The sequence below is a fragment of the Cytobacillus horneckiae genome (assembly GCF_002835735.1).
GTDB classification, from domain to species: Bacteria; Bacillota; Bacilli; order Bacillales; family Cytobacillaceae; genus Cytobacillus; species Cytobacillus horneckiae.
In genome coordinates, this window is the sequence record NZ_PISD01000069.1 from 1 (window position 1) to 25475 (window position 25475).

Consider the following 25475-nt stretch of genomic DNA (forward strand, 5'->3'; position numbering starts at 1 on the left):
ATAAAGTGTTTGATTAGCTCGTTTTTGCACCAATGGTGCTAGCTGTATAATCAGCTGTTTTTTAGAATTAACGTTGACGTTTTTTGTTCGTTCAGTTTTCAAAGATCAATCTCATTCGCTTCAGAAGCGACCTTATTAATATAACATCATTCCCGCCGTAATGTCAACAACTTTTTCAAATCTTTCAAAACGTTGTAGTCATTAACGACTGCTTTAATATAATAACACCCTCTTGACTAAAGCGTCAATACTATTTCACTATATTTTTTGTTTAAATTATATTTTTTAAATCAACACATGAATTTAAGGATCTAGCAGCTTGCTAATTATGGATAATCACTGCTCGTCATTTAATTTATTCCGAGTTCCTACATTAATATATATTATGAAAAAAATATTTTAGCATCGATCTACCCTATTTAACTACCTTTACAATAAAAAATCTTACATGCCAAATATGTGTATTTAAACGGACACTTTAACTGTACTATGCAAAATGATTTAACCGATCTTCCGCTGTTTTCTATCGAATGCTGATATTTTGGCAAGCAAACCAAAATATCAGCATACGGAGAAGTACTTCAATTTAAGGTTTTTAGAACCATAAACAAATCTAGGATTTTTTCAAAAAAAAAAGACTGCCTCAAAAGTATTCTATTTATGAGGTAGTCTTTATTCTGATTTAATAATTAATGGATGATCTTTTGCATCATATGAATGATCTTTTCTGCGCAAATCATTATCTTTCCGAAAAACATTTTCAAAAAAACTGCTTGCTGGTTCTGCTAAAAGTTTATAATACTGACTGAAAAGCAACGCCGCATGATTTCCATTCCACTTTGGAGGCAAAAGCTCCTGCGGCAGACCTGGATCAATGAATAGAAACTTTCGATATTCATGAACAAGCTTTGTTCTTTCTACAAAGCACTCTGAATCGGACATTTCTCCTCTGCTTATTACACTTTGATGTACAATAAATTGCTTGCTGTATTTTGATATAAATTCCTCATACTTATTGTGTATTTCCTCAAGTGGCCAGCTTTTTCGCACAAGTGATTGACTATTTTTTGGCCCTTTATATTCAGAGACAAAAAAATCAACGTATTCACTAATGTCATACTTATCAATTAAAATGTTAACTTCTTTTTCAAGGCTATTTGGTGAAATCCAACAACCATTTGAGAAACTACCAAATCCGCTCCACATAAGTTCCTGACGAAGCTCATCACGAACCTGTCGTTTTTCTTCCGGAATCGTATACATTAAAATACGCCATTTTCTGTCCCATTTCTGCGGGTTCAATTTAAAAATCCGATTTGCAGCCTCATCCATCCGGTTCACACCTCGTTCAGTCAAAAAGTAAAAACTTTTGTTCCCCTGCTTTTCTGACTGAATCCATCCTTGCTTAACCATGCGGGAAACTGCAACACGTACTCCCTGTTCATTATGCCCAAACTCTTTCAATAAACGAATTAAGCTGCCAATCCAGATTTTATTTCCATAATGACGTAAATAATCTCCGTATATGGTAAAAATCATTGATTGTGTCTTTGCACCCATGGCTGTTCACTCTTTCTTTTTTAACTGTTTCTTAGATGAACGAGACTTTTTTCTTATTATATCACATATCTTTCTAAAAATTGTGATATTACCCGCTCACTCAACTCTTTGAGCGCCTCGATCTGTTCTTCTGCTTCATTCTTTCACTTCATTTCAATTAGTCACTGGAGATGCTGAGATTGTAGGCTACGGAAAGCTGCCAGATAAAAACATTACTTTCACATTTATTCTAACCTCTTTCTCCTTGCCCGTACTTTTGGAAACCCGGCCACATCCTAAATATACTTTTTTGGATAACTGCTGATGACTGTCCACCAAATTGGATAAGCTTTCAATTATATTGACCTTCAAATGCCCGCAGAAAAAATCCAACTCGATTGCCGCCGATAATGGTTACATCAACTTTTTTTGATTACTCATTCAACATCCCTCTCCATTTATATGCTTAACGTAGCATTATTTCGCTTATTTACAATACGAATGGCTTTCCCTTCAGAACGCTGTATGGTTTTTGGCATGTTTACAACAATATCCATTGTCACCAGACATGAGTTTTTTAGATGATACTGAACCACTTTTTTCAATTTATGTACGTCGGCATGCATCAAGTCTCTATTAATTTTATGGTAGAAATCATTTTCGATTTCAACATGCAATTCAATATGGTCCATTGAGCCCTTCTTAACAAGGTGAATCTGATAATGTGGACCGAGTCCATCCACTTGCAGTAAAACACGCTCAATTTCAGATGGGAAAACGTTTACACCTTTGACAATGATCATATCATCTGTTCGTCCTTTAATTCGGGACATTCTCGTTGTTGTACGTCCGCATTTACATTTTTCTCGGGAAATGGAGGCAAGGTCTCCTGTTCGATAACGAATAATTGGCAACGCTTCTTTCGATAAACTAGTAAAAACAAGTTCTCCAATCACTCCATCTACTACCGGTTCGAGCGTATCAGGATTTATCACTTCAACTAAGAAATGATCGTCTGCAATATGAAGACCATCCTGTGCTTCATGACATTCTATTGCTACACCCGGTCCCATAATTTCACTTAGGCCATAAATATCAATCGCTTTCAATTTTAGCTTCTTTTCAAGTATCGCTCTCATTTCTTCAGACCACGGCTCAGCACCAAAAATACCATATTCGAGTCCGTTATCATCAGGGTCTATCCCCATTTCTTCCATCTTTTCAGCAATATTTAAAACATAAGATGGCGTGCCACAAATGCCTCTCGGCTTAAAATCATTAATAATTGTTATTTGCCGGTCTGTATTTCCTCCCGATATTGGTATGGTTGTTGCCCCTAACTTTTCTGCTCCGTAATGAAGGCCAAGTCCGCCTGTAAACAAACCATAGCCATAGGCATTATGAAAAATATCAGATTTACGTCCGCCTGCAGTGACAATAGCACGTGCAACAATCACTGACCAGTTTTCAATATCATTTTTGGTATAGCCTACAATTGTCGGCTTTCCGCTCGTTCCTGATGAGCCATGAATACGGGTAACCTTTTCCATAGGAACCGCAAATAGACCGAATGGGTATTGTTCAAGTAAGTCCTGTTTTTTTGTAAATGGAAGTTTTGTCACATCGCTTAAATGTTTTATGTCCTTTGGGGTGATACCTAACTCATCAAATTTTTCTTGATAAAATAACACATTTTCAAATACATTACTTACCGCTGTTTGAAGACGTGTAAGCTGCAAACTTTCCATTTCCGTACGGTCAGCTTTTTCAACATCTGGATTGTACATTTTTTAGCCCTCCTTATTTTTCTCAAGAATCATCTAACGATATTTATACGAAATAAAGAAATTAAGTAATATGTTTTCAGATTAATACGACATTTACAAGGTGTCAATAGAGGTATCGTTAAAATTTATGCAAAATTTTAATTTTTTAGAATTTTTAGATTTAATCGATGTGAAGTTTATGCTATTTTTAACAAAAGTGATATATCAGTTTATATATATATCGTTATATAATCGTATTATTAAGAGGAGGTTATTATGAAGTCACTAGTAAAAAAGAGCAATTCAACGGAAAATGAAATGGAGCTTTATGAGCAATTGATTGAAACGGAGGATTTTAAAAATTTACTTCAAAAGAAAAAGGCTTTTATTCTCCCTTTTACTACTTTCTTCCTTACTTTTTATTTTGTTCTACCTGTTTTAGCTGCTTTTACTGGTGTATTAAAAGGACAAGCCTTTTTAGGTATGACATGGGCATGGGTTTACGCACTTCTGCAATTTGTTGTCGTTTGGATTGGTGGAATCGTCTACTTGAAAAAGTCTGAAAAGTATGACAAATTAGCCCGGGATATATTAACTAAATATAAGAAGGAACTTAGCGGATGAGCACATTATCTTTTGTACTTTTTATAGGTATTATATTGTTAACACTCACAATAACGTATTATTCTTCTAAAAAAACTAAAAATGCAAATGATTTTTATACTGCTGGCGGCGGCTTGACTGCATAGCAAAATGGATTGGCTGTGGCTGGTGACTTTATTGTCTGCAGCTTCTTTTCTTGGGATTACAGGAGCTATTGCGCTGATTGGATTCGATGGCTTTTATATGAGCATTGGCAACCTTGTCGCGTTTCTTGTCTTATTATACTTTGTTTCAGAGCCGCTTCGTAATCTCGGAAAATACACTTTAGCCGATATGATTTCTGCGCGTTTTAAATCAAAGAAGGTACGTGGGATTGCTGCAACAAACACTCTTGTCATTTCTATTTTTTATATGATTGCCCAACTTGTCGGTGCTGGTGGATTAATTAAACTGTTGCTTGGCATCGATTATGGCCTTTCTGTTCTTCTAGTCGGTGTATTAATGACGATTTATGTTATTTTTGGCGGGATGCAAGCGACCAGCTGGGTACAAATTACAAAAGCGATTCTTTTGCTGGGCGGATCTACTGTACTAACGTTTATTGTATTTTCACGATATAACTTTAATATCGCAGAAATGTTTCACCATGTTCAAACGGCAACACCGCTTGGAAATGATTTTTTAAATCCTGGTAATAAATACACGAATGGACTTGATATGATTTCATTTAATATGTCACTTGTCCTCGGGGCAGCAGGGCTCCCGCATTTGCTTGTCCGTTTCTTTACAGTAAAAGATGCGGCAACAGCAAGAAAATCTGTTGTGTATTCAACATGGTTTATTGGCGCATTTTTTATAATGACGATTTTCCTAGGATTCGGTGCAGCTTCATTCGTTGGATTTAACCGCATTGTTGAAGCGAATCCAGCTGGAAATATGGCTGCCCCTCTTCTAGCATTAACATTAGGCGGTGAATTTTTATACGCCTTCGTCTCTGCTATTGCATTTGCTACCATTCTGGCAGTTGTATCCGGTCTTGTGTTAACGTCAGCATCCGCCTTCGCTCATGACATATATGGAGAGATTATAAAAGACGGAAAAATGACCGAAAAGCAGCAAGTGCTCGTAGCACGCATCGCAGCAGTTAGTGTGGCTGCAATTTCCATCGTACTCTCAATATTCGCACAGTCTCTTAACGTTGCTTTCCTTTCTGTACTGGCTTTAGGCATCGCAGCCAGCGCCAACTTACCGGTTATACTTTGCACAATATACTGGAAACGATTTAATGCAACCGGAGCAATCACCGGCATGTTGTTTGGATTAATTAGCTCTCTTATATTAGTTTTCCTCAGCCCTAACGTATGGAATCCAGTACACGGAATGGGCATTTTCACAGGAGATCCTATTTTCACATTAAGCAATCCAACTATTTTTACTGTACCACTTGGATTTATAGGTGCTTATTTAGGTACAACGTTGTCTAGAACAAAAGAAAGCGAAAATAACTATGCAGAAGTACTGTTCAAATCAAACACCGGATATGGTATAAGCTCAGTAAAGGATCATTAAGTAAAAGAGAATCTCAATGATTATTCAATTTGATGATCAGGTCATTCACTATTTACATTGCGAGAAATAAAGCAAGTACTTAAAGAAGAACCATTCGCTTCTTTTCTTGGTATGAAGCTGACAAAACTCGGACCTGGCACAGCTGAACCTGAATTAATTCCGGACGACCGCATGCTTAATTCACACGGGGCAATTATCTTTTCACTTGTAGATTCCGTATTCGCCGCTGGAAGCAACCCATATGGTAAAATAGCAATCGGCACCACAACTAATGTTAACTATTTCTCAGCTTTCAAATCTAGTGAGATTTTAACAGCAAGTGCAAAAGAAATAAAAAAAACATCACAGACTCTCTTAGTACAAAATAGAAGTCGAAAGTAAAAATGAACTTATCGCCAAAAGCGATGGTATACCGGAAAAGTCAATAATTAATAGACGGGATAAGTAAGCCTTTTCTATTCCGGGCAAATCAGTCGATTCGTCCGGTTTTTTTTATTTCTTCCTTAATACAACGATATTGGCAATTCCAATGAAAATAGGAGCGGTTTGTTAAGCTTGGATGAGTTGATAAATTTTCCTCAGGCTAAAATTCATTTAGTATTTTATTCTCTATATAAACATCCTCTTCCTCTTTTGTAAGAGACGAATGATAAGCCCCTCTTTTATTGTCATATTAGCTATAATCGCACCTACTAAAAACACTTCCAATCATTCAGTCCTATACCCCTATATCAAATTTCCCGCTACTGTCAACCAATTTTTTAATATCTTGATTTACATTCAGCATGCCTAAATAAAGTAGTTCATTACTTTAACAATTAATCTTTTTGGAGTGGAATTTCGACAACCCTTTTGAAAATACTACTTAAAAATAGGAAATATTATTCATGTAAAATAAAGTAAATTATAGGTTTATTTGTTATAATAAGAAAAATACTTTAGGTCTAAAGACTCTCCGATAAAGGGGGATTGATCATGACAAATATTCACCAATTAATTAACGAGGTAAGAACCGAAATGATTAAATTAGCAAACGAATATGGGTATACTTCAAAACAAGCATTAGAGTGCAGCCAAAAATTAGACAAGCTGTTAAATCTCCTAATGCTTCAGGAACAATCAAAGAAAGAGAGCACAATGAGTAATCCAGCTCAACTAGAACATTGGTAGATTTAATTATCAGCTCCAATTTATTATAATTAGATATGGGGTGAGATGATGGGTCGCGAACGCAAGTTTACCAAAAAAGAACTATTTCAAAAAACAAGGGAGCTTCTCTTAGAAGTAGGATATGAAGCATTTACATTCAGTCTGCTTTCCGAAAGGATCGAAGCTTCAAGAGCTACAATTTACAAATACTTTAATAATAAAGATGATCTAATAACAGAATTTATGATTTTTGAAATGAATGAGTTTCTTGACAAATTAAAAAGGGTAGAAACATATCATAACTTTGAAGAGCAATTTGAATATTTAATGGACGTCATTTTTGAGCGAACCGATATAAAAGATTTGATTGAAATAACTATGCATGTTCAGGCAGATAGTCACCATAAAGCAAAGGAAAACATGGAACAATTTGATAGTATGCGCTTGAAAATGTATGATTGCTTGCAAAACTTTATTGTTCTAGGAAAAAAGGAAAAAAGGTTGAATGAGAATTTACCTGATACTTTAATATTAGGATTTATTTTTCAATCAATTGCTATTCCTAATCACTTTAACCTTCCTCGCTCTGAATGGGTGCAGGCTATTAAGGAAATTATCGGACATGGAATTTTCAAGAAACATTAATTGACACATGTGTCACTTTGAATAATAATAAATAGTGAAAAGAAAGTGGCAACACTTTTGAGGCTGGTTGACTACGTATACAGGAACGTTTTCAAGCAGCCTGTTTTTATTGTTTTCATAAATAAATTTGGAAAGGAAGTTAATGATGAAAGCTTTCTTGCATAGTATTACAGACCGTGTTGCTACAAAAAAAGGCATGTGGATTACCATTGGCTCGTGGCTTGCATTAACGGTCATTCTAGCGATGACTGCACCAAATGCAAAAGATTATGAAGTTAGTCGCATCGCAACCTTGCCTGAAGATGCACAATCAGTGATTGCCCAGGAGAAACTGGATGAATACTTTCCCAACAGTGAGGGGATACCTGCCATCTTAGTCTTCCAAGCAAAGGAACAAGAATTGACCGTGAAAGAAATTGCTCCTGTGCTGACAGCTTTTGAAAATGAGAATATTAAAGGCATTGAGCAAATCATTCCACTTGAAAAATTACCGCCGCAAGCTACAGCTGGATTTTTTTCTGAGGATGGAACAACTGCAGTTATCCCTCTGCAATTTGAATCATCAATGGAGAGTAAGGACATACGTGACTCTTTAAATGAAATGAAAAGCATAGCGGAAAAGGACGCAGCGATGGAAATGTATGTTACAGGTCCCGCAGGTATTAGCGCTGATTCACTTGATTTATTTTCCCGTGCTGATTTAGTGCTTATTTTATCTACTGTCGGTTTAATTTTAATATTATTGATTGTTATCTACAGATCGCCATTATTAGCAATCATCCCATTGCTGGCAGCGGTGTTTGTCTACGTAGTAGTTATGAAATTATTGGGTATTTTAGGTAGCGCTGGGCTGGACCTTAGCAATCAAACAATCTCAATCATGTCCATCCTATTATTTGCTGCGGTTATTGATTATTCCTTATTCATCTTTTCACGTTTCCGTGAGGAACTTAAAAAACATGAGGATAAATACGAAGCGATGCAATCCGCAGTAAGAGAAGTAGGCATGCCTGTATTCTTCTCGGGAGGAACGGTTCTTGCTGCGATGCTTGTCTTGTTCTTTGCTGAATTCGGCGATTACCGCAACTTCGCTCCTACATTCGCAACTGCAATGGCCGTCATTATGCTTGCGTCTATTACACTTGTTCCTGCATTGTTCACATTGTTTGGGCGCAAGTCTTTCTGGCCAAAAGTGCCTAAAGTTGGAGAAAGTCGCGTAAAAGCCAATTCCTTTTGGAGCAAAACAGGCCGTTTTGTAGTAAAAAAACCGGGATTATCTGTTGTCGTAGTTGGACTTATTTTAATCATATCCGCCATCAATATCGTAAACTTGGAATATGAATTTGATACCATCAAATCTTTCCCTGAGGATATGCCATCAAGGGAAGGCTATGAAATTCTAGAAGAAAAATTTGCAAGCGGCGATCTTGCGCCATCAACAATATTGCTGGAAGCAGATGAGCCTGTCAATGAAGAACAGCAGACGGCTCTTTCTGAAGAACTTTCTTCTCAACCGCTTGTAGGTTCAGTTAGAATCAATGGAAGCACAGATGACAATCAAGTTATTCAATACAGTTTATCCTTTACTGAAAGTCCATACGCTTTAGAAAGCATAGACGCAATGGAAGATTTAATTAACCAAGCAGATTCGCTCATTGAAAGTGCTGGAATCGAAGGGCAATTATATTTTGCCGGCGAAACAGCTGCTCAAGTTGATGATCGTACAACAAATAATCGCGATGTAATTGTCATCGTATTATTAGAAACGCTGCTTATCTTTATTTTATTAATCTTCCTTACTAGATCAGTTAAAATGCCAATTTATATGATGGGCACAATCCTTGTATCATTTTTGGCCGCACTCGGTTTAGGCATATTTCTAACAGAGCTGTTTTTCGATATTAGCGCTGTCAGCAATCGCGTGCCTCTGTATGCCTTTGTATTCTTGGTTGCTTTGGGGATTGATTACAATATTATGCTCATCTCCAGATTCCAAGAAGAACGCAGAAAGCATTCTGTTAAAGAAGCTGTCGAGATAGCTGTAGCAAATACTGGAGGCGTTATTTCCTCTGCCGGACTGATTTTGGCAGCGACTTTCGCAGTCTTAATGACACAGCCAATCCAGCTGTTGTTTGTTTTTGGTTTTATAGTAGCCGTCGGTATTTTACTCGATACTTTCCTTATTAGAGGGGTATTATTGCCTGGATTACTCGTTTTATTGGAGAAAGATAAAGATAAGGCGAAAATGAGAAATAATAGCTGAACAAGTAAATGGAGCCTAAATGGGCTCCATTTACTTTGTCTTCTGCTAATAAATCCACCTGATTTTTTTCGTTATTTGTCACTATTCGTCGATATTTGTCGGTATTTGTTAAAATTTGTGGGTGACAGGTACCACTAAAAGTAATCGTTTTTATTGTTGAATCGACCGTCTTTTATCTATTTTCTTTGCGATGAACAATGTAACTGTTAATAGGATGAGCATAATCCAAAAGGCGATTGTTACTTCCCCAAGATATACCGCCCGATAAAATACTGCTGCTAAGCCTGCTCCGATGAATGGACCTATGATAGGAACAGGTGCATATTTCCAATTAGAAGGACCTTTTCCTGGTATCGGTAATATGAAATGGGCAATCCTTGGACCTAAATCTCTGGCGGGATTAATCGCATATCCTGTAGTCCCACCTAAAGACATCCCAATTGCAACTATAAGTAGACCCACAGCTAAAGGATTTAATCCATCTGCGAAATCGTTTGCTCCTATAGTAAGCAATCCTATAATCAGGAAAAAAGTACCGATGATTTCGCTTAGAAGATTACCAACCGCATGTGGAATGGCTGGCCCTGTCACAAAGACCCCTAATTTCGTTGCAGGTTCCTCTGTCATTTTCCAGTGAGGTAAATAATGGAAATATACTATTATCGCCCCTAAAATTCCACCGATAATTTGAGCGAGTATGTATCCAGGAACATCCCCCCACGAGAAGGTCCCCATCATTGCCATTCCCAACGTAACTGCAGGATTCAAATGCGCTTCACTGAAATTTCCTACAGCATAGATGCCTAGCGTAACACCCAAGCCCCAGGCAATGGTTATTACAACCCAGCCTGCACCATTTGAAAAAGTCTTTTTCAAATTCACGCCGGCAACAACCCCATTGCCCAATAGCACAAGTATCATTGTTCCTATCACTTCACCCCAAAATGGATTCATTTTATTCTTCCTCCTCATATATGAAATAACCAAAATTATCTAATAGTGCTTTGTCTATTGTTTCATGAAATGCATCCAAAAGGATAGTTAATCATTTCCTATTTTTAGGTTTTAAACCTTTAAGATGCACCTAATCAGTATGAGCAGTTATAAAAACAAACAGTTCCCGACAAATATCGGGAACTGATACAACACTGGCGTTCTTATTCACTTTACTCAGACTTGGCGATTACAGTACATTTTTTTCTTTATAAGCTTTTGCATATTGATCAGCAGCAAAGATCGCATCTGCTACTTCATCTGGGGACACATTAAATGCATTATGAATGGTTTCCCCTTGGCTAGTTGCTGCTTCGGCCACTTTCATGATCTCTTCTCTAGAAGCATCTTTTAATTTAATATCTTCCAGAGTGACAGGCAAATCTAGACTAATATAAAATGCAATATAACGTTCGATTTCCTCTAATGAATGCTTCTCTAATGCTAACTGAACAAGCGTACCAAAAGCTACTTTCTCACCATGAGATAAATGATGGATTTCCCCCTCTAATGCAGTAAAGCCATTATGGATAGCATGGGCAGCAGCTAACCCTCCACTTTCAAATCCTAAACCACTAAGGAGGGTATTCGCCTCTACAATCGCTTCCAGTGCGGGTGTCACCACTTTGGCTTTTACTGATTCATAAGCAAGATGCCCATATTTGAATAAAATTTGTTCACTTTTCTCTGCAATAGCTTCTCCAGCGATCGTTGTAATACCGCCTGCCATCGTTTGACCTCCATAAGCTATAACACTTCTCGCTTCAATCCATGTTGCCAATGCATCGGCAATTCCAGAAGCTAATAAACGTGGTGGAGCCTCTGCGATTATTTTAGTATCTACTAATACTAAGTCTGGATTTTTCTTATAAAATCTATAACTTTCAAAAATCCCCTGATCTGAATAAACGACAGACAAAGCACTCGTTGGCGCATCAGTTGAAGCAGCGGTTGGGACAATGACTGTATAGCCATTGACTTCATCAGAAACACCCTTTGCAGTATCCAACGTCTTACCGCCGCCGACGCCAATAACTACTGTAGCTTGTGCCTTAGTTGCAATATCAGAAATTCTTTTTATTTCTTCGTTTGAAGCTTCACCATTAAAAATAACCTTTTCAGAACTAATATTTGCTGTCTTCAATTGTTCGACAACCTTATTTCCTGCGATATTCCATACCATTTCATCCGCAATAACGATTGTTTTACTACCCATATCTTTAATATACTCACCGATATTTTCTAATGCATTTTTTCCTTGAACGTATTTAGATGGGCTAATAAAAACTCTTAATGACATAGTTAAAACATCCTTTTTTGTTTTTTTAAAAGCATCTATAGTATTCGATAAATATAAATTTTTACTATGTGGATAATAATAATTAAAATGAGGTTAAACAGTTTAGATCTATTCTACCTTTTTATACTATTTGAATTTAGATAAGGTCGCTCCTTATTCTTTAACCTCCCTATCGATTTACTAGTTAACTAATTAACTTGCAAGCAATTTAACTTATGAGAAAAAACCAGGAAACTAACATACCAAATACTAGAAATGAAGCTGCATGCATCAGTACTAAGAAGAACTGTATAATTCAGAGTTAATATTTCTATTTTTCCCTTATTTTAATTCTAGTAAACCATTCATCTTATTTTAAATTATATTTCACCTATGCTTAACCTTTTGAAAATCAAAATGACTTCGGTATCATTCCGAAGTCATTTACAACTAGATGTCACTATCATGCAATTTTCTCTATTTTATGTATATAAATAATTAGTATATCTTCACAAACTCATCGACTGGCTTTCGATAACCTCTTAACCGTCTATTACTCATTTTTTCGTGACCAATTGTAATCATTAAAACTATTTCATGGGTACTAGGTATATCTAATAAGTTACGGATTTTTTCCTGATCAAAGCCAATCATTGGACAAGTATCCCATCCATGATTTTTAGCTGCAAGCATAAAAAGCATCGCTGATAATGATGCATTGCGAATGGCGTCTTCCTTCTGAAATGCCTCTCCCCGCCCTTCGTAAAAATGGGTATTATCTTCAATCATCTCTGTTAATTCAAATTCTGTTAACATTCCAAGGCTTAACATTCCTTGATGAATCCGCTCTGTTTGTTTATAAGCCAGACGATCTGCTGTAACCAAAATAACGGCAGAAGCTGACTTCACTTTATATTGTTTATATGCAGCCTCATACACTTTATCCTTTAAATCTTTATCTAGTACTGCTATATATTCTGTATGCTGTAAATTGAATGCAGATGGTGCAAACTTAACGTCTTCAAAAATAGGGTTTAGATCGTTTTGAGTAATTGGAATCCCTTCAATAAAATTATTTGCTGATCGGCGATTTTTTATTAATTCTTTTAAATCCATAGTCTTTCTCCCCACAATTCTTTTTTTATTTATAAAATAACTTCATTTACGATAACGTGAATACGCATGTGACTTGATTAATCAAATGATCAAATAAAAAAAATTACACAGGCGGTAATTCTTTTTTTTGACTATGTTTATGAACTTTTGTCATCAATTTGTATAGCGTTTGTTGCTCTTCCTCAGTTAATACATCGTGAAAAAAGGAAGATTGAAATGCCACTTGTTCCGGAGTTACCTTTTCTAACATTTTTTCTGCCTTATTTGTTAAGCTGATTGTTTTTGTTTTCCAGTCAAGCTTTCTCGTTATATATCCTTCTTTCTCAAGTCTTGCAAGCATACGGGAGATCCCGCCTTGCGTAATTGTTACCTTTTCTGCCAGTTCCATTTGCGTCAGAGGTTGATATATACGGATTTGCATCAAAACATCAAATTGAGCAGTAGTTAAATCAAAACGCTTTAAAAATACGTTGGACATCTGATTGCTTTGATTAGTAAAACGCATTAATCTTAACCAGATTAAGGAACCTAAAGTATTTTCCCTCATTAACATCTCCTCCTAATAGTCTCATTTTACTAAGCAATTGATAAAATATCAATTAAAATAAGAACAAATATTAGTTTTAATTTGGATAATTTGTAGCAACTGTAATATTATTACTTGCATTTCATCTAAGAGAGTAAGCTTTTTTAATATCTACCACCCCCTATTCTTTCAAATAAATGATTCCTACTATCGTTAAAAATTATTACAGACATATTCTGTTACTCGATTATTTTCTTTATTAGCAGCTTCGCTTCAGCAATTGTTCCTTTAAATGTATCCCCAGTGCATGTAAGCGTAATATTATTTATCTTTGCTACAACAGTTACTTCCTCATCAGTTGCTTTAATATGATATTCCACATTATTTTCAGTAAAACCAAGCTGTGTATCATCCACTTATAAATACCTCCTATTTACTAATTTATAACAATTGTATAATACTAAAGTCTCTTTTTTAGTTAAATAAAAAGCACTTCTCGGATGAGTTTATAGCATAAAATTACTACATAAATATTTTACTATTAAAGCATGACTGTATTGTTGTACAATGAAATAAATTCTAGTATAGGTATTATTTGGATACACAACCTTGGTATGAGAAATTTCTAAATGAGTTAATCAATTTAATTGAATTTAACTTTTGAAAGGAGATAATCATGGAACTTGTTGGAGAAAAAATAAAGCTAACTAAAATATCAATCAATGATTTGGATTTTATTTGCAGGATAGAATGCGACAAAGATTTATGGTACTTTGAAGAATATGTCTACTCAGATAAAAATGAAGTACATGAAGAGTACATGAATAAAATTGGAGAAGAAACACCAACAAGCTATGACTTTATAGTAACAATGAATACGGATAAGTCTCAAACGCCCATTGGTTTAGCACAAATCTGGAGCGATAATGAATACAGAAAAAGCTGGGAAATTGGCTTCGCCATACTTCCCGAATATTGGGGAAATGGTTTTGGCAGCGCAGCAGCTAAACTTTTGTTGCAGTTCGCTTTTGAAAAGCTAGATGCACATAAAGTATTGGGTATGTGCAATTCAAATAATACCCGCTCTGCGGTTTTGATGGAAAATCTTAATATGCGAAGAGAGGCTGTTTTTAAGGAAGAACTTTTCTGGAAAAATAAATGGGTTGACCAATTCTATTTTTCTATTCTGGAGAGAGAGTATTTTGATAGAAAATAAACCTCTTAACATTTTATTAAAAACCCCTCATCTAATATTCTTAGATGAGGGGTTTAGCGCTGCCAACCGTATGTAAATTTGCAAAAGCTTTTACCCGCTTTCAGCATAAGAGTTTCTAACTGATTGATTCAATACAAATCCTGATCCCTTTCTTTAAATCTTCATGGCTCCAGCTTGGAATTTTGCCATGCAGAACAGCGAGTTCATGAGAAGCTGGGATATGAATAAAGCCAGCTGGGATATTAAGGTTTTTTGCTTTTATATAATATAAAGCTTGATACATCACATGATTGCATAGATAAGTGCCCGCTGTATCTGAAACCTCAGCCGGTAAGTCATTCTCAAGCAGCTTATTAACCATTATTCTATAAGGCAAGGTTGAAAAATACCCATCAGCACCATCTGAGGAAATCATCTCATCTATAGGCTTATGTCCTTCATTATCCGTCGGCCCATGATTGACATTTACAGCTATTCTTTCTGGTGTAATTTTAAACCTGCCGGCGGCAAGCCCCAAGGAAATAACAGCATCTGGCTCTACTTCTTCCATATAGGCTATTAATTTTTGCCCTGCTTGTTTAAAATCGACTGGCAAAATTTTTGCAGTAATCAAGTACTCGCCAATCACAAGCCCATTTAACTCTTCTGCTATTTTCATTGTTGGATTAACAGGAAAGTCAAGAAATGGTTCAAATCCGGTTATTAAAAGCTTTTTCATCCCATCCACCCCTTCTTTTATATAGTATCAAAATTCTGTTAAATATGTTCAAAAGAAAAACCGTTTCTCTCATAATGAGAGGAAACGGTTTTTTTGCTTAGGAATCTTTTCCGAGAGAAAGCTCACCTTTTTGCTCTTTACTTTCCAACTTTTGAGTATACGGCAGCTCTGAGTCTACATATACTCTTGTACTCTCCAAGGCAATAATGACACCTTCTTGTTCCAGAATATCGATAATCGTAAAGTTGATTTCTTCTTTAATTTTTAAAAATTCTCCCCAAACGGTTGTATTTGTAAAGAAGTATAAAAAGATATCATAAGAATTATCTTTAATTTCATCAAATGTGACAAAGATTGTGTCTGGATGTACTTCCGGATTATTTTTTAGTGATTCATGAATGCGCTGAACGATTGTCTGTACTTTCTTTTTAGGCGTTTCATGTGAGATAGACAAATTAAAGCTGATTTGACGTTTGCCCATTCTGCTCCAGTTGGTAATTGGTTCATTCGCGATTGTGCCGTTCGGTAATGTTACAATCGCATCAGCAAACGTACGCACCTTTGTACTGCGGAAAGTAATATCCTCAACGGTTCCTTCCACACTTGGCGTCTTTACCCAGTCGCCAATCGTGAACGGTTTTTCCGTGATGATAACAAATCCGCCAAACAAGTGACCGATCGCATCCTTCGCTGCAAAGGCAATTGCCGCTCCGCCAATCCCTAGACCTGCAACTAATCCGCTAATATGGTAGCCAAATTCTTCTAGAATAACACTCGCACTGATCACCACGATGACAATGCGTAGCGTTTTTGATAGGAAAGGAATTAAAATATCATCCAATTCCAAACGATATTTATCTCTAAGCTTAACGAACACGACCGAGGACGCTGAGGCAAAATTGTACAAACCCCAAGTCATTAAAACAATCATTGATGAACGGACCATACGCAAAAACAATGCATTATCCTGTGCAAACAACGGGAAGTATTTAGCAGCTACGTAAACACCGATAATGATAAACAGCCATTTAACTGGCTTCTCGAACGACAAGAAAAAGTGAGATATAAACTCAGAATGCGTTTTTCTGCTTATCCTTAATAAAAGTTGAAAAACGTACTTTGCAAAAATCCCTCTAAAAATTAAAAACAATACTACAATGCCTATAGAAATCCCTAGATTAATATAAAATTCAGTAGTTAGAAACGATTGCCAATCCATCGCTTTTTAGACCTCCTTACAAACTAATGTATATCATACCATAACAGGTGATGGAGGACTTAGTAAAATGATATAGTGAATGTTACCATTTTTAATGCAAAAACAAAAAGCATGCAACAGCATGCTTCAAAGAAAAATCTCTCATCCATCTCGTTTTTTATATCTTCATACATTCATTTTATTTTTCTCTAGATCCCGCAATAATTCCTCTCTTAATTTATATTTTTCCACTTTATTTGTTGGCGTACGAGGCAGATCTAATTTAAAGCGTATATACTTTGGCCACATAAACTTTGGCATTTGCCCTTTTGACCATTCTAAAAGCTCGTCCTCGCTTAATTGTGCATTTATCTTTTTAACAACGCATACCGCGACATCATCTTCATCTCCTTCAGATGCTGGAACAGGAAAAGCAGCACATAAATCCACACTTGGGTGGCTTGTTATAATATCCTCTAACTGGTATGAAGATATTTTCTCGCCTCTGGACCTTATCACTCCTCCCAAGCGGTCGACAAAGTAATAGTAGCCATCTTTGCCAAGGTAACCCGCATCACCTGTATGAAACCATAGATTTTTAAATGCCTTTGCTGTCGATTGCGGTTTGTTGTAATATTCCGCAAGGATTAAATGAGGTACTTTCGGGCGAAATGCTATTTGTCCAACCTTCCCTACCTCCACTTCCTTATCATTTTCATCTAATACAACCACATCAAAATATAGTGTCGGTTTCCCCATAAACCCTTTATCCAATGGTTCTTTTCCATCAATTAATGGGATATTGAATGTTTCACAGCGTTTAATCATTTCTGTTCTTTTCATTCCCTTATGAAGATGCTTAGGTGTGCCTTCTCCTTCTCGTTGTTCAAGAATCATTCCTGCCAATGGATTTCCTGATTCTGTTTGCCCAAACCCGGCAGATACGATTTCTATCCCAAACCTTTTGGCTACTTCATGATGATATTTAGGCAGCGGCTGCATATGAACCTTGTTTAATGTATTCATCTGATCAACTTCAGACGGGGCCGCACTCATGAGCCATGGAATCATCACATCCAATAAAATCGCCATACTAGCGCCAGATAGTTTAATGCGCTCCCAAAATTGGCTAGGGCTGAATTTATCCCATATTGCCACAGTACAGCCAGCATAGGCAGCTTTTGCAATATTGGCAAATGCTCCGCCAACATGATATAACGGCAAATCATTATAGACGACATCTTCCTGGGTCATAAACAGCCGCATTCTTAACGTATAGCCATTAATCCAACGATGGCTTTGGACAACCCCTTTTGCAGGTCCAGTTGTGCCTGAAGTATAAATAATATTTGCTGTATCCCAATAGTTAATCTCTATATTCAGATTCACTGTATCCCCTTGTAAACACCGTTCCAAAGAGCATTCTTGAAATTTAGGATCGAGCGGCAATTCTGCTACCTCTGGAATAAAATCGTGATCTCCTTCCAACGGGTTATGGACGACAGCAGTCATTTCATCTATTTCCAATGCAACTTCATTTAAAATAGGAACCATTGATCGTTCTGTAATGAGCAACTTAGCTTCCGTATCGTTCAGCTGATAACTCAAAAGCTTTCCCCGATAATTAAAGTTAATTGGACTAAATATCGCTCCACATTTCCAGATTCCAAACATAACAATCGTGGTTATATAAGGATTTCGCAAAAATACTGATATTCTATCTCCTTTTTTTATTCCTTTTTTCAAAAGGGAATGGCCGATACTGTTCGCTAGTTGATTGAACTGTTGATACGTTAGCTTTTTTCCCGACTCTCCATAAAGCAGGAATAATTGATCTGGCGTGGACTGTGCCCAATATTCCACACATTTAGTAACGACTTCTTCCCTTATATCCATCTCCCTTAACAAAATTTCAGCGTCCATTCACATTTCCTCCCTTCGAAAATTATGGTCTCATCCCGTGCCTTGAAATCCCTAATTGCTGCGGTAAGAGCTCATATGCATCTTGCACCCACTCACATAAAAGCGGACGTGTATCTCTAGGGTCAATAATCTCTTCCACCCCAAATGCCTCAGCTGTTCTAAAAGGGGAGCGAATAGATTCCATTTGTTCCAATAACTGATTAAGTAATGCTTCCGGATCATCACTTGCTTCCAGTTCTCTTCGGTATGCAACATGCACCCCGCCCTCAACTGGCAGTGAGCCCCAATCCCCTGAGGGCCATGCATACCTTTGGTTCAGTCCATGGCCATTACTCATGCCTGCACCGCCAACGCCAAATACCCTTCTTAAAATAATTTCTATCATCGGCACTTTCGCTTGATAAACTGCCGAGATTGCCCGGACGCCTTTTCTTATCGTGCCCTTCTTCTCTGACGGAACACCAATGACCATTCCTGGCTGATCAACTAGATTAACGATCGGCAAATGGAAATTTTGGCAAAGGTCTACAAATCTTTCTAATTTTTCTGAACTCTCCGAGGTTAACCCTCCTCCATTTATGTAGGTGTCAGAAGCTAATACACCTACGGGATAGCCATTTAAGCGGGCAAAGGACGTGATAGTTCCCCCTCCATAATATCGTCCCATTTCAAAGATAGAGTCTTGATCAAACAAGAGCGGGAGCAATTCACGAATCTTATAAGGTGCCCGCCGATTTCTAGGTATAAAAGAAATTAACCTCTCTTCTCTACGGTTGGGTTCATCAGTGGAGGCAATTACAGGCGGCATTTTCCATACATTAGAAGGTAAATATGAAAGGAACCTTCTAATCTGCTCAAATGCTTCTTCCTCGGATTTCACCACATTATCCACAGCACCGCTTGACTGATGAATATCAACGCCTCCAAGATCCTCTTTTGTTAAATCCTGGCCCATTCCATATTTCACCACTGGGGGACCAGCAACAAATAACTGTGAAGTTTTCTCAACCATAATTGAAAAGTGGGATGCAGCTACCCTTGCTGCGCCTAGCCCTGCAACAGAGCCTAAACAAGCAGATACTACCGGCACTCTTTCCATATTCGAAACGACTAAGTCCCATGCCGGGTTTACCGGGATATATGTATATCCACTTGTATCTAAAGTTTTTACACTGCCACCGCCGCCAGTTCCATCGACAAGCCGAATAATTGGAATTTGTAAATCGTGTGCCAGCCTTTCAGCATAAATTTGTTTTCCATGTATCGCTCCATCAGCTGCACCGCCCCGAACGGTAAAATCGTCACCTGAAACGACTACTTTTCTACCGAGCACTTTCCCAGTTCCAAATACTGAATTGGCCGGTGTGAAATCGATTAAATTTCCATTATCATCATATTCTGCTTTACCAGCAATCGCTCCGGTCTCATGGAAAGATTGATCATCCAATAATTCATCAATGCGCTCCCTGACAGTCAGCTTTCCAAAGGACTTGTGCTTCTGAACATTCTCTTCTCCACCCATCCTTTTAGCCAATTCTTCTCTATAACGCAACTCCTTTACTTCCTTTTCCCAACTCACCGCTAATCTCCTCCTTATGATTATCTCGATTTTCTATCCTGGATAGAAACAAGCTACCCATCTCCCTGGCCTGACTTCCTCCACAGCCGGTTCATTTTCCCTGCACCTTTGATCTGCCAATGGACATCTTGAACTGAACCGACAGCCTTTTGGAGGATTTTCTGGGCTCGGTAAATCACCGCTAAGGATGATACGCTCTCTATCTCTCATTGTTGGATCAGGTTCTGGAACAGCGGAAATCAGGGCAGAAGTATAAGGATGTAACGGATCTTCAAATATATCTTCTTTATTTGAAATTTCCATTACTTTCCCTAAATACATTACTACGATTCTGTCGCTAATGTGCTTAACTGCTTGAAGGCCATGTGCAATGAAAATATAGGATAGATTTGCCTCCATTTGAACATCTTTTAAAAGGTTTAATATTTGCGCCTGTATTGATACATCAAGAGCCGATACAGGTTCATCACATACGATCAGCTTTGGGTTTAATGCAAGTGCCCGTGCAATACCGATTCGCTGACGCTGGCCACCGGAAAACTCCTCTGGATAACGGGTTCCATGTGCAGCAGTTAACCCTACTCTTTCAAGCAGTTCCTCTACTTTTTTTCTTCTGTCTGTGCTGGAACCTATTTTATGAAGCAACAGGGGTTCACCAATTATACTTGCCACATTCATCCGTGGATTTAATGAAGAATATGGATCTTGAAAAACCATTTGTATTTCTTTACCAAGTTCGCGACTATATTTTTTCTCTGTCAGCGGTCTGCCATTAAAGTAAACCTCTCCCTCTGTAGGTTGAAGCAGCCCGACAACCATCCGACCTAAAGTTGATTTCCCGCACCCGGACTCTCCAACTAAACCGAGTGTTTCACCTCTATTAATCTCTAAGCTAATGCCGTCAACAGCTTTTAACCATTTATTCTTTTTCCCAAATAAACCACTGCCAACGGGATAATGCTTTTTTACATTTTTTAATTGCACCAATGTATTAGACAAATTGATTCACCTTCTTTTCTAGCGGATGCCAACAAGCAAACCTTTGATTTTGGGCAGAATCCGTTATTGGTGGAGCGGCAGCGCTGCACTTTTCCGATGAATAGCTGCAACGAGAATAAAAGTTACAGCCTTCGGGAAGGTTCAGCGGATTTGGGACAACCCCCGGTATTGCCTTTAACCGGTCTTCACCAGCTCCTTTTAGTTTTGGTACACTGTTCAAAAGCCCCTGTGTGTACGGATGCCTCGGAGATTTAAAAATGGTGAAAACATCCCCCTCTTCAACGATTTCTCCACTATACATGACAAGGACTCGATCAGCCATTTCCGCTACTACGCCTAAATCATGTGTGATTAATAATATAGAAATGCCTGTATCCTTCTGTAATTCTCTTAATACGTTTAAAATTTGCGCCTGGATCGTTACATCTAAAGCTGTTGTAGGTTCATCCGCTATTAACAGTGTAGGATTGCAGGCTAAAGCCATTGCAATCATGACTCTTTGCCTCATTCCCCCAGAAAGTTGATGAGGGTAATCCTGCAGCCTTTTTTCAGGTGCCGGAATTCCAACCATCCTTAATAGCTGAACTACTCTTTCCTTTGCACTGAAAAAAGATTTTCCTTGATGCAATTGAATAGGCTCCGCAATCTGTCTGCCAATTGGCTGTAAAGGATTTAACGAAGAAAGGGGATCCTGAAATATCATGGAAATCTCATTTCCTCTAATCTTTTTTAATTTTTTCTTTTTCATAGTTAGTAAGTCTTGGCCCTTATATGAAATCAAGCTATTTTTTTCATATTTAATTGTCGGAGCATTTAATCCCATGATTGATAATGCTGTTACACTTTTACCGCTTCCAGACTCCCCAACTAACGCAACAATTTCACCTTTATTGATAGAAAAATTGATATTATTTACAGCCTTGACCTTTCCCTGATAAGTAGGAAAGGATGCACGAAGGCTGAGAACGTTCAATATTTCGTCAGCTTGACTCATAACATACACCTCCTATGTCCGCTTCATTCTTGGATCAATAGCGATTCGTAAACCGTCACCTAAAAAATTCCCTGCCAAGACGGAAAGTAATATAGCTATTCCCGGAAATAACATCATTAATGGATTGACAAAAATCATGCTGTAAGCTTGATGAAGCATACCTCCCCAGCTGATTTGCGGAGATTGTGCACCCATGCCAAGAAAACTTAATGATGCTTCAACTAATATCGCCAAACTAAAACTGAAGGAAGCCTGAACAATTATGGGTGAAGCAATATTAGGAAAAATATGACGAACCATGATCCAAAATGGTCCTGACCCGGAAATTTTAGCTGCCTCTACATATGGTTCTCTCCTCACCTGCAGCGTTTGCCCTCTTGCTAATCTAGCAAATTGCGGGGTGAAAATAATACCTATGGCAATCATCGCATTCCATAAACTGACTCCAAGTGCTCCTGTAATGGCCAATGCTAATAGGATTGCAGGAAAAGATAAAATCGCATCAACAACGCGCATGAATATATCATCAACTATTCCGCCCATGTATCCGGAAATAACGCCCAATGGCACTCCTACAAGAAGCGGAATCATTATCCCTATTAGTCCAGCCTGAATCGCTGCCTGCCCTCCTAAAAGAATGCGAGTAAAAATATCCCTTCCCAGTTCATCTGTACCAAACCAATGATGGCTGTTTGGAGCAGCCATTATATTATTTAAGTCCTGGGCTTCCGGGTCAAAAGGAACTATAAAAGGAGCAATAATCGATAGCAGGATGAGAAGAAGTAAATAAATCAAACTAAGGAAAGCCAATCTTTCGTAATAAAGTCGCCGCATCATCACCTTAAATCTCAACTTCGTCTCCCTCCTCACTCAAATTCAATTCTTGGATCAAGCACACCGTAAATAACATCCGTAATAAAATTGATAATAAGAATCATTAAGACCATAATTAATACGACACCTTGCAGCATGGGAAAATCTCTTTGTAAAATAGAGTGCACTGCTAGTTGACCCATACCTGGGATAGCAAACACACTTTCAATTACAACAGTAGCACCAAGCATATTTCCAAATAATAACCCAGCCGTTGTTACGACCGGCAGTAAAGCATTTCTCAATCCATGCTTCCAAATGACCTGCCATAGCAAGAGCCCTTTTGAGTAAGCCGTTCGAATATAGTCAGATTCAAGTACTTCTATTAAAGAAGAACGCAATTGGCGCGTAATTTGAGCAGCCCCAAAAGAACCTAGACAAAAGGAAGGAAGTAAAACACTTTTCATAAAATCGACCGGATGATCGGAAATACTTGTAAAACCAGTCGCAGGAAGCCAGCCAAGATGAACACTAAATAAAACGACTAGAATCATAGCGAGCCAAAAATTCGGGATCGCTGTTCCTAATACTCCAAAAAACCTTGCAATATAATCCATCCAGCTATTAGGCTTAATAACCGAAGTGATAGCAAATAGAAGTCCGAACGCAAAGGAGAATATCATCGCCATTGCTACAACTTGAAAAGTTACACCGAGTCTTGTAAATACTGCATCGCTTACATATTCGCCTGTAAATAATGATCTGCCAAGATCGCCTTGGATAGCATTCGTAAGCCAATGCCAATACTGCATAATAATAGGCTGATCGAGTCCGAGCTGCGCCCTCAATGCAGCTAGCTTCTCGGCGGTTGCGTTATCACCCAAAAGAGCAAGTGCCGGATCGCCAGGGATAAGGAGTATGAGTGAAAATACAATTAGTGTCGTAATAAGCAGCATGGGAATGACATAGAATATTCGTCTAAGCAAAAATCGGAAAAACATAACCAACTCTCCCTTCTGAGTTATTCATCTAACCATAGAAATGAAAACTTAGGCTTTCCGAGAAGAGTGCCCTCAAATCCTTTAACTTGCGGCAACATCGCTCCTGTTGATGGAACAAACATGATTGGAATAGTCATGGCTTCTTCATGTACAGCCAGCTTGTTTATCTGTTCGTAATAGCCTGCTCTTTCCTCAGCTTCATAAGAAGCAGCTGCCTTTGCTATTAGTTCTTCACGTTCCGCCGTTGTTTCTCCACCGGCATTATAAAACCCTTCACCGCTAAGTAATAACTGGACTGTTTGGTGTGGATCTGGCCTACCGGTCCATGACGTTAAATTCGATGGAAGCTGCTTTTCATTAAAATAAAGGGATACACCTTTTGTTAATTCCATAGGTTCAATATTTATATCAAAACCGGCTTCTTTTACCTGCCCCTTTATCGCCTCTGCCAGCCTTTGATAAAACGGTGTGGATGGAACAAACATTTCAAAGCTGACCCGTTCTAACCCAGCTTCCTTCAATAGCGACTTGGCTTTTTCAAGATCATAGGAAATCGTTAAATCGGCGTTTGCTGCCCAATATTCTTTTGGAAATGTCTGATAGGCAGCCTCCCCCTCATTAAACGTCAGCGCTTTCACTAAAGCTTCCCGGTTAATAGCAAACTGTAAAGCTTGCCTTACTTCCTTTTTATTAAATGGCTCCATCGTAGTATTTAAATAGATATTGTAAAAAGCAAGCTTCATTTTTGTATCCAATACAATATTTTGATCGGTTTTTAACGCTTGGCTATTATCTGGTGATACATTCCAATAAAATTGGGCTTGGCCAGATTTAAGGGCATTTAATCTTGTATTTTCATCGGGCATGATTTTTACCGTTAATTTATCTAAATACGGAAGGCCTTCCTGCCAATAATGATCATTGGCTTCAAAAAGAATCTCCCCATTTCTTACCCATTTCACCATCTTAAACGGTCCTGTCCCAACAGGATTTTGGGAATAGTCATCACCAAATTTTTCAACCGCAGCTGGTGATACCATCATGCCTGAACGATCGGATAATGCTAGAATGATAGACGAATCGGGCCGATTGAGGTTTAATTGAACAGTGCTTTCATCCATAACTTCTACCGATTCGATACTTGAGAGATCAGATATATTAGATTGATCTGAACGAATCCGATCTAAATTAAACTTTACGGCTTCTGCATCAAACACTGTACCATCATGAAAGGTGACACCTTCTTGTAAATGAAGGATAAGCGTTTTATCGTTTGGTGTTTCCCATGATTTTGCTAGACCTGGGACAGCTTCCAGTTCGCTGTTATACCCGACTAATGTATCGTACACTGGGTAGAGTAATGAATGGTCATTTCCTGAGTTGCCTAAGATCGGATCATAATTGCTTATATCAGAGTCATAAGCAACTGTTAAGCTCCCTCCCTGTTTTGGCTCATTATTTTCTGCTCCTGCTGATTTTCCTGTAGACGGCTGAGCATTATTTTTGGACGAAGAACTAGAACATCCTGATATAACAAGCACTACGCTTAATAGAAAAATAGTAACGATTCTTTTAGCTGTTCGCAT

General features: G+C 37.9%; 22 protein-coding genes and 1 pseudogene. 7 read left to right on the forward strand and 16 right to left on the reverse strand.

The annotated features are described in order from the left end of the window. Positions 1 to 672: 672 nt before the first annotated feature. Both paaX and CWS20_RS24375 read right to left on the reverse strand, forming a co-directional pair. Positions 673 to 1560 (reverse strand): phenylacetic acid degradation operon negative regulatory protein PaaX, encoded by an 888-nt coding sequence (gene paaX, locus CWS20_RS24370; RefSeq protein ID WP_066190369.1) that lies wholly within the window; start codon positions 1558 to 1560, stop codon positions 673 to 675. A gap of 437 nt (positions 1561 to 1997) precedes the next feature. Next, positions 1998 to 3326 (reverse strand): phenylacetate--CoA ligase family protein, encoded by a 1329-nt coding sequence (locus CWS20_RS24375; protein ID WP_066190365.1) that lies wholly within the window; start codon positions 3324 to 3326, stop codon positions 1998 to 2000. Between the two features lie 255 nt (positions 3327 to 3581). Here CWS20_RS24375 and CWS20_RS24380 point away from each other — a divergent pair, with 255 nt between their 5' ends. The 6 genes and pseudogenes from CWS20_RS24380 (at position 3582) to CWS20_RS24405 (ending at position 9534) form a co-directional block, all read left to right on the forward strand. After that, positions 3582 to 3929 carry a DUF485 domain-containing protein gene (locus CWS20_RS24380; RefSeq protein WP_066190360.1) on the forward strand — a complete coding sequence of 116 codons (348 nt, stop codon included), beginning with the start codon at positions 3582 to 3584 and terminating at the stop codon, positions 3927 to 3929. Continuing rightward, positions 3926 to 5477 (forward strand): annotated as a pseudogene (locus CWS20_RS24385) (solute symporter family protein). Before CWS20_RS24380 ends, CWS20_RS24385 begins: the two are co-directional and overlap by 4 nt. 57 nt (positions 5478 to 5534) lie before the next feature. After that, on the forward strand, positions 5535 to 5858 hold the full coding sequence (locus tag CWS20_RS24390; protein WP_066190352.1) for a PaaI family thioesterase: 324 nt from the start codon (positions 5535 to 5537) through the stop codon (positions 5856 to 5858). Positions 5859 to 6452: 594 nt separating this feature from the next. Then, positions 6453 to 6647: an aspartyl-phosphate phosphatase Spo0E family protein gene (locus CWS20_RS24395; RefSeq protein WP_066190349.1), complete on the forward strand. Its 195-nt coding sequence runs from the start codon at positions 6453 to 6455 to the stop codon at positions 6645 to 6647. Positions 6648 to 6692: 45 nt separating this feature from the next. Continuing rightward, the gene (locus CWS20_RS24400) at positions 6693 to 7271 is read left to right on the forward strand and encodes a TetR/AcrR family transcriptional regulator (protein WP_083957158.1); all 579 of its coding nucleotides are present in this window, start codon (positions 6693 to 6695) and stop codon (positions 7269 to 7271) included. A gap of 145 nt (positions 7272 to 7416) precedes the next feature. After that, complete coding sequence (locus CWS20_RS24405) at positions 7417 to 9534, forward strand: MMPL family transporter (RefSeq protein ID WP_066190346.1); 2118 nt, start codon at positions 7417 to 7419, stop codon at positions 9532 to 9534. A gap of 150 nt (positions 9535 to 9684) precedes the next feature. Here the strand turns inward: CWS20_RS24405 and CWS20_RS24410 are convergent, their stop codons facing one another. The 5 genes from CWS20_RS24410 to CWS20_RS28235 form a co-directional block, all read right to left on the reverse strand. Then, positions 9685 to 10488 (reverse strand): MIP/aquaporin family protein, encoded by an 804-nt coding sequence (locus tag CWS20_RS24410; RefSeq protein ID WP_066190344.1) that lies wholly within the window; start codon positions 10486 to 10488, stop codon positions 9685 to 9687. 229 nt (positions 10489 to 10717) lie between these two features. Then, positions 10718 to 11827: a glycerol dehydrogenase gene (locus CWS20_RS24415; RefSeq protein WP_066190341.1), complete on the reverse strand. Its 1110-nt coding sequence runs from the start codon at positions 11825 to 11827 to the stop codon at positions 10718 to 10720. 477 nt (positions 11828 to 12304) lie between these two features. Beyond that, the gene (locus CWS20_RS24420) at positions 12305 to 12922 is read right to left on the reverse strand and encodes a nitroreductase family protein (protein WP_066190337.1); all 618 of its coding nucleotides are present in this window, start codon (positions 12920 to 12922) and stop codon (positions 12305 to 12307) included. Between the two features lie 103 nt (positions 12923 to 13025). Continuing rightward, positions 13026 to 13469 carry a MarR family winged helix-turn-helix transcriptional regulator gene (locus tag CWS20_RS24425; protein WP_066190335.1) on the reverse strand — a complete coding sequence of 148 codons (444 nt, stop codon included), beginning with the start codon at positions 13467 to 13469 and terminating at the stop codon, positions 13026 to 13028. Between the two features lie 218 nt (positions 13470 to 13687). Next, complete coding sequence (locus tag CWS20_RS28235) at positions 13688 to 13864, reverse strand: hypothetical protein (protein ID WP_157090480.1); 177 nt, start codon at positions 13862 to 13864, stop codon at positions 13688 to 13690. A gap of 260 nt (positions 13865 to 14124) precedes the next feature. Between CWS20_RS28235 and CWS20_RS24430 the strand changes: the two genes are divergently transcribed. After that, complete coding sequence (locus CWS20_RS24430) at positions 14125 to 14664, forward strand: GNAT family N-acetyltransferase (RefSeq protein WP_066190332.1); 540 nt, start codon at positions 14125 to 14127, stop codon at positions 14662 to 14664. Positions 14665 to 14779: 115 nt separating this feature from the next. On the opposite strand, the gene pcp is transcribed toward CWS20_RS24430, so the two are convergent. The 9 genes from pcp to CWS20_RS24475 all read right to left on the reverse strand — a co-directional run bounded on the left by pcp (position 14780) and on the right by CWS20_RS24475 (position 25475). Beyond that, positions 14780 to 15382 (reverse strand): pyroglutamyl-peptidase I, encoded by a 603-nt coding sequence (gene pcp, locus CWS20_RS24435; protein WP_066190330.1) that lies wholly within the window; start codon positions 15380 to 15382, stop codon positions 14780 to 14782. Positions 15383 to 15479: 97 nt separating this feature from the next. After that, positions 15480 to 16601 carry a mechanosensitive ion channel family protein gene (locus CWS20_RS24440; RefSeq protein ID WP_066190328.1) on the reverse strand — a complete coding sequence of 374 codons (1122 nt, stop codon included), beginning with the start codon at positions 16599 to 16601 and terminating at the stop codon, positions 15480 to 15482. 165 nt (positions 16602 to 16766) lie between these two features. Further along, on the reverse strand, positions 16767 to 18503 hold the full coding sequence (locus CWS20_RS24445) for an AMP-binding protein (protein WP_066190325.1): 1737 nt from the start codon (positions 18501 to 18503) through the stop codon (positions 16767 to 16769). Positions 18504 to 18525: 22 nt separating this feature from the next. Next, on the reverse strand, positions 18526 to 20082 hold the full coding sequence (locus CWS20_RS24450) for an acyl-CoA carboxylase subunit beta (protein ID WP_066190323.1): 1557 nt from the start codon (positions 20080 to 20082) through the stop codon (positions 18526 to 18528). Positions 20083 to 20115: 33 nt separating this feature from the next. Further along, positions 20116 to 21081 carry an ABC transporter ATP-binding protein gene (locus tag CWS20_RS24455; protein ID WP_083957157.1) on the reverse strand — a complete coding sequence of 322 codons (966 nt, stop codon included), beginning with the start codon at positions 21079 to 21081 and terminating at the stop codon, positions 20116 to 20118. Then, a complete protein-coding gene (locus CWS20_RS24460) occupies positions 21074 to 22075 on the reverse strand; it encodes an ABC transporter ATP-binding protein (protein WP_066190316.1) in 1002 nt (333 codons plus the stop codon). Before CWS20_RS24460 ends, CWS20_RS24455 begins: the two co-directional genes overlap by 8 nt. Before the next feature lie 12 nt (positions 22076 to 22087). Further along, entirely contained in the window at positions 22088 to 22927 is an 840-nt protein-coding gene (locus tag CWS20_RS24465) for an ABC transporter permease (RefSeq protein ID WP_066190311.1), read from the reverse strand. Positions 22928 to 22941: 14 nt separating this feature from the next. Beyond that, positions 22942 to 23889 (reverse strand): ABC transporter permease, encoded by a 948-nt coding sequence (locus CWS20_RS24470; protein WP_066190309.1) that lies wholly within the window; start codon positions 23887 to 23889, stop codon positions 22942 to 22944. 20 nt (positions 23890 to 23909) lie between these two features. After that, positions 23910 to 25475, reverse strand: coding sequence for an ABC transporter substrate-binding protein (locus CWS20_RS24475; protein ID WP_066190305.1), 1566 nt, complete (start codon positions 25473 to 25475; stop codon positions 23910 to 23912).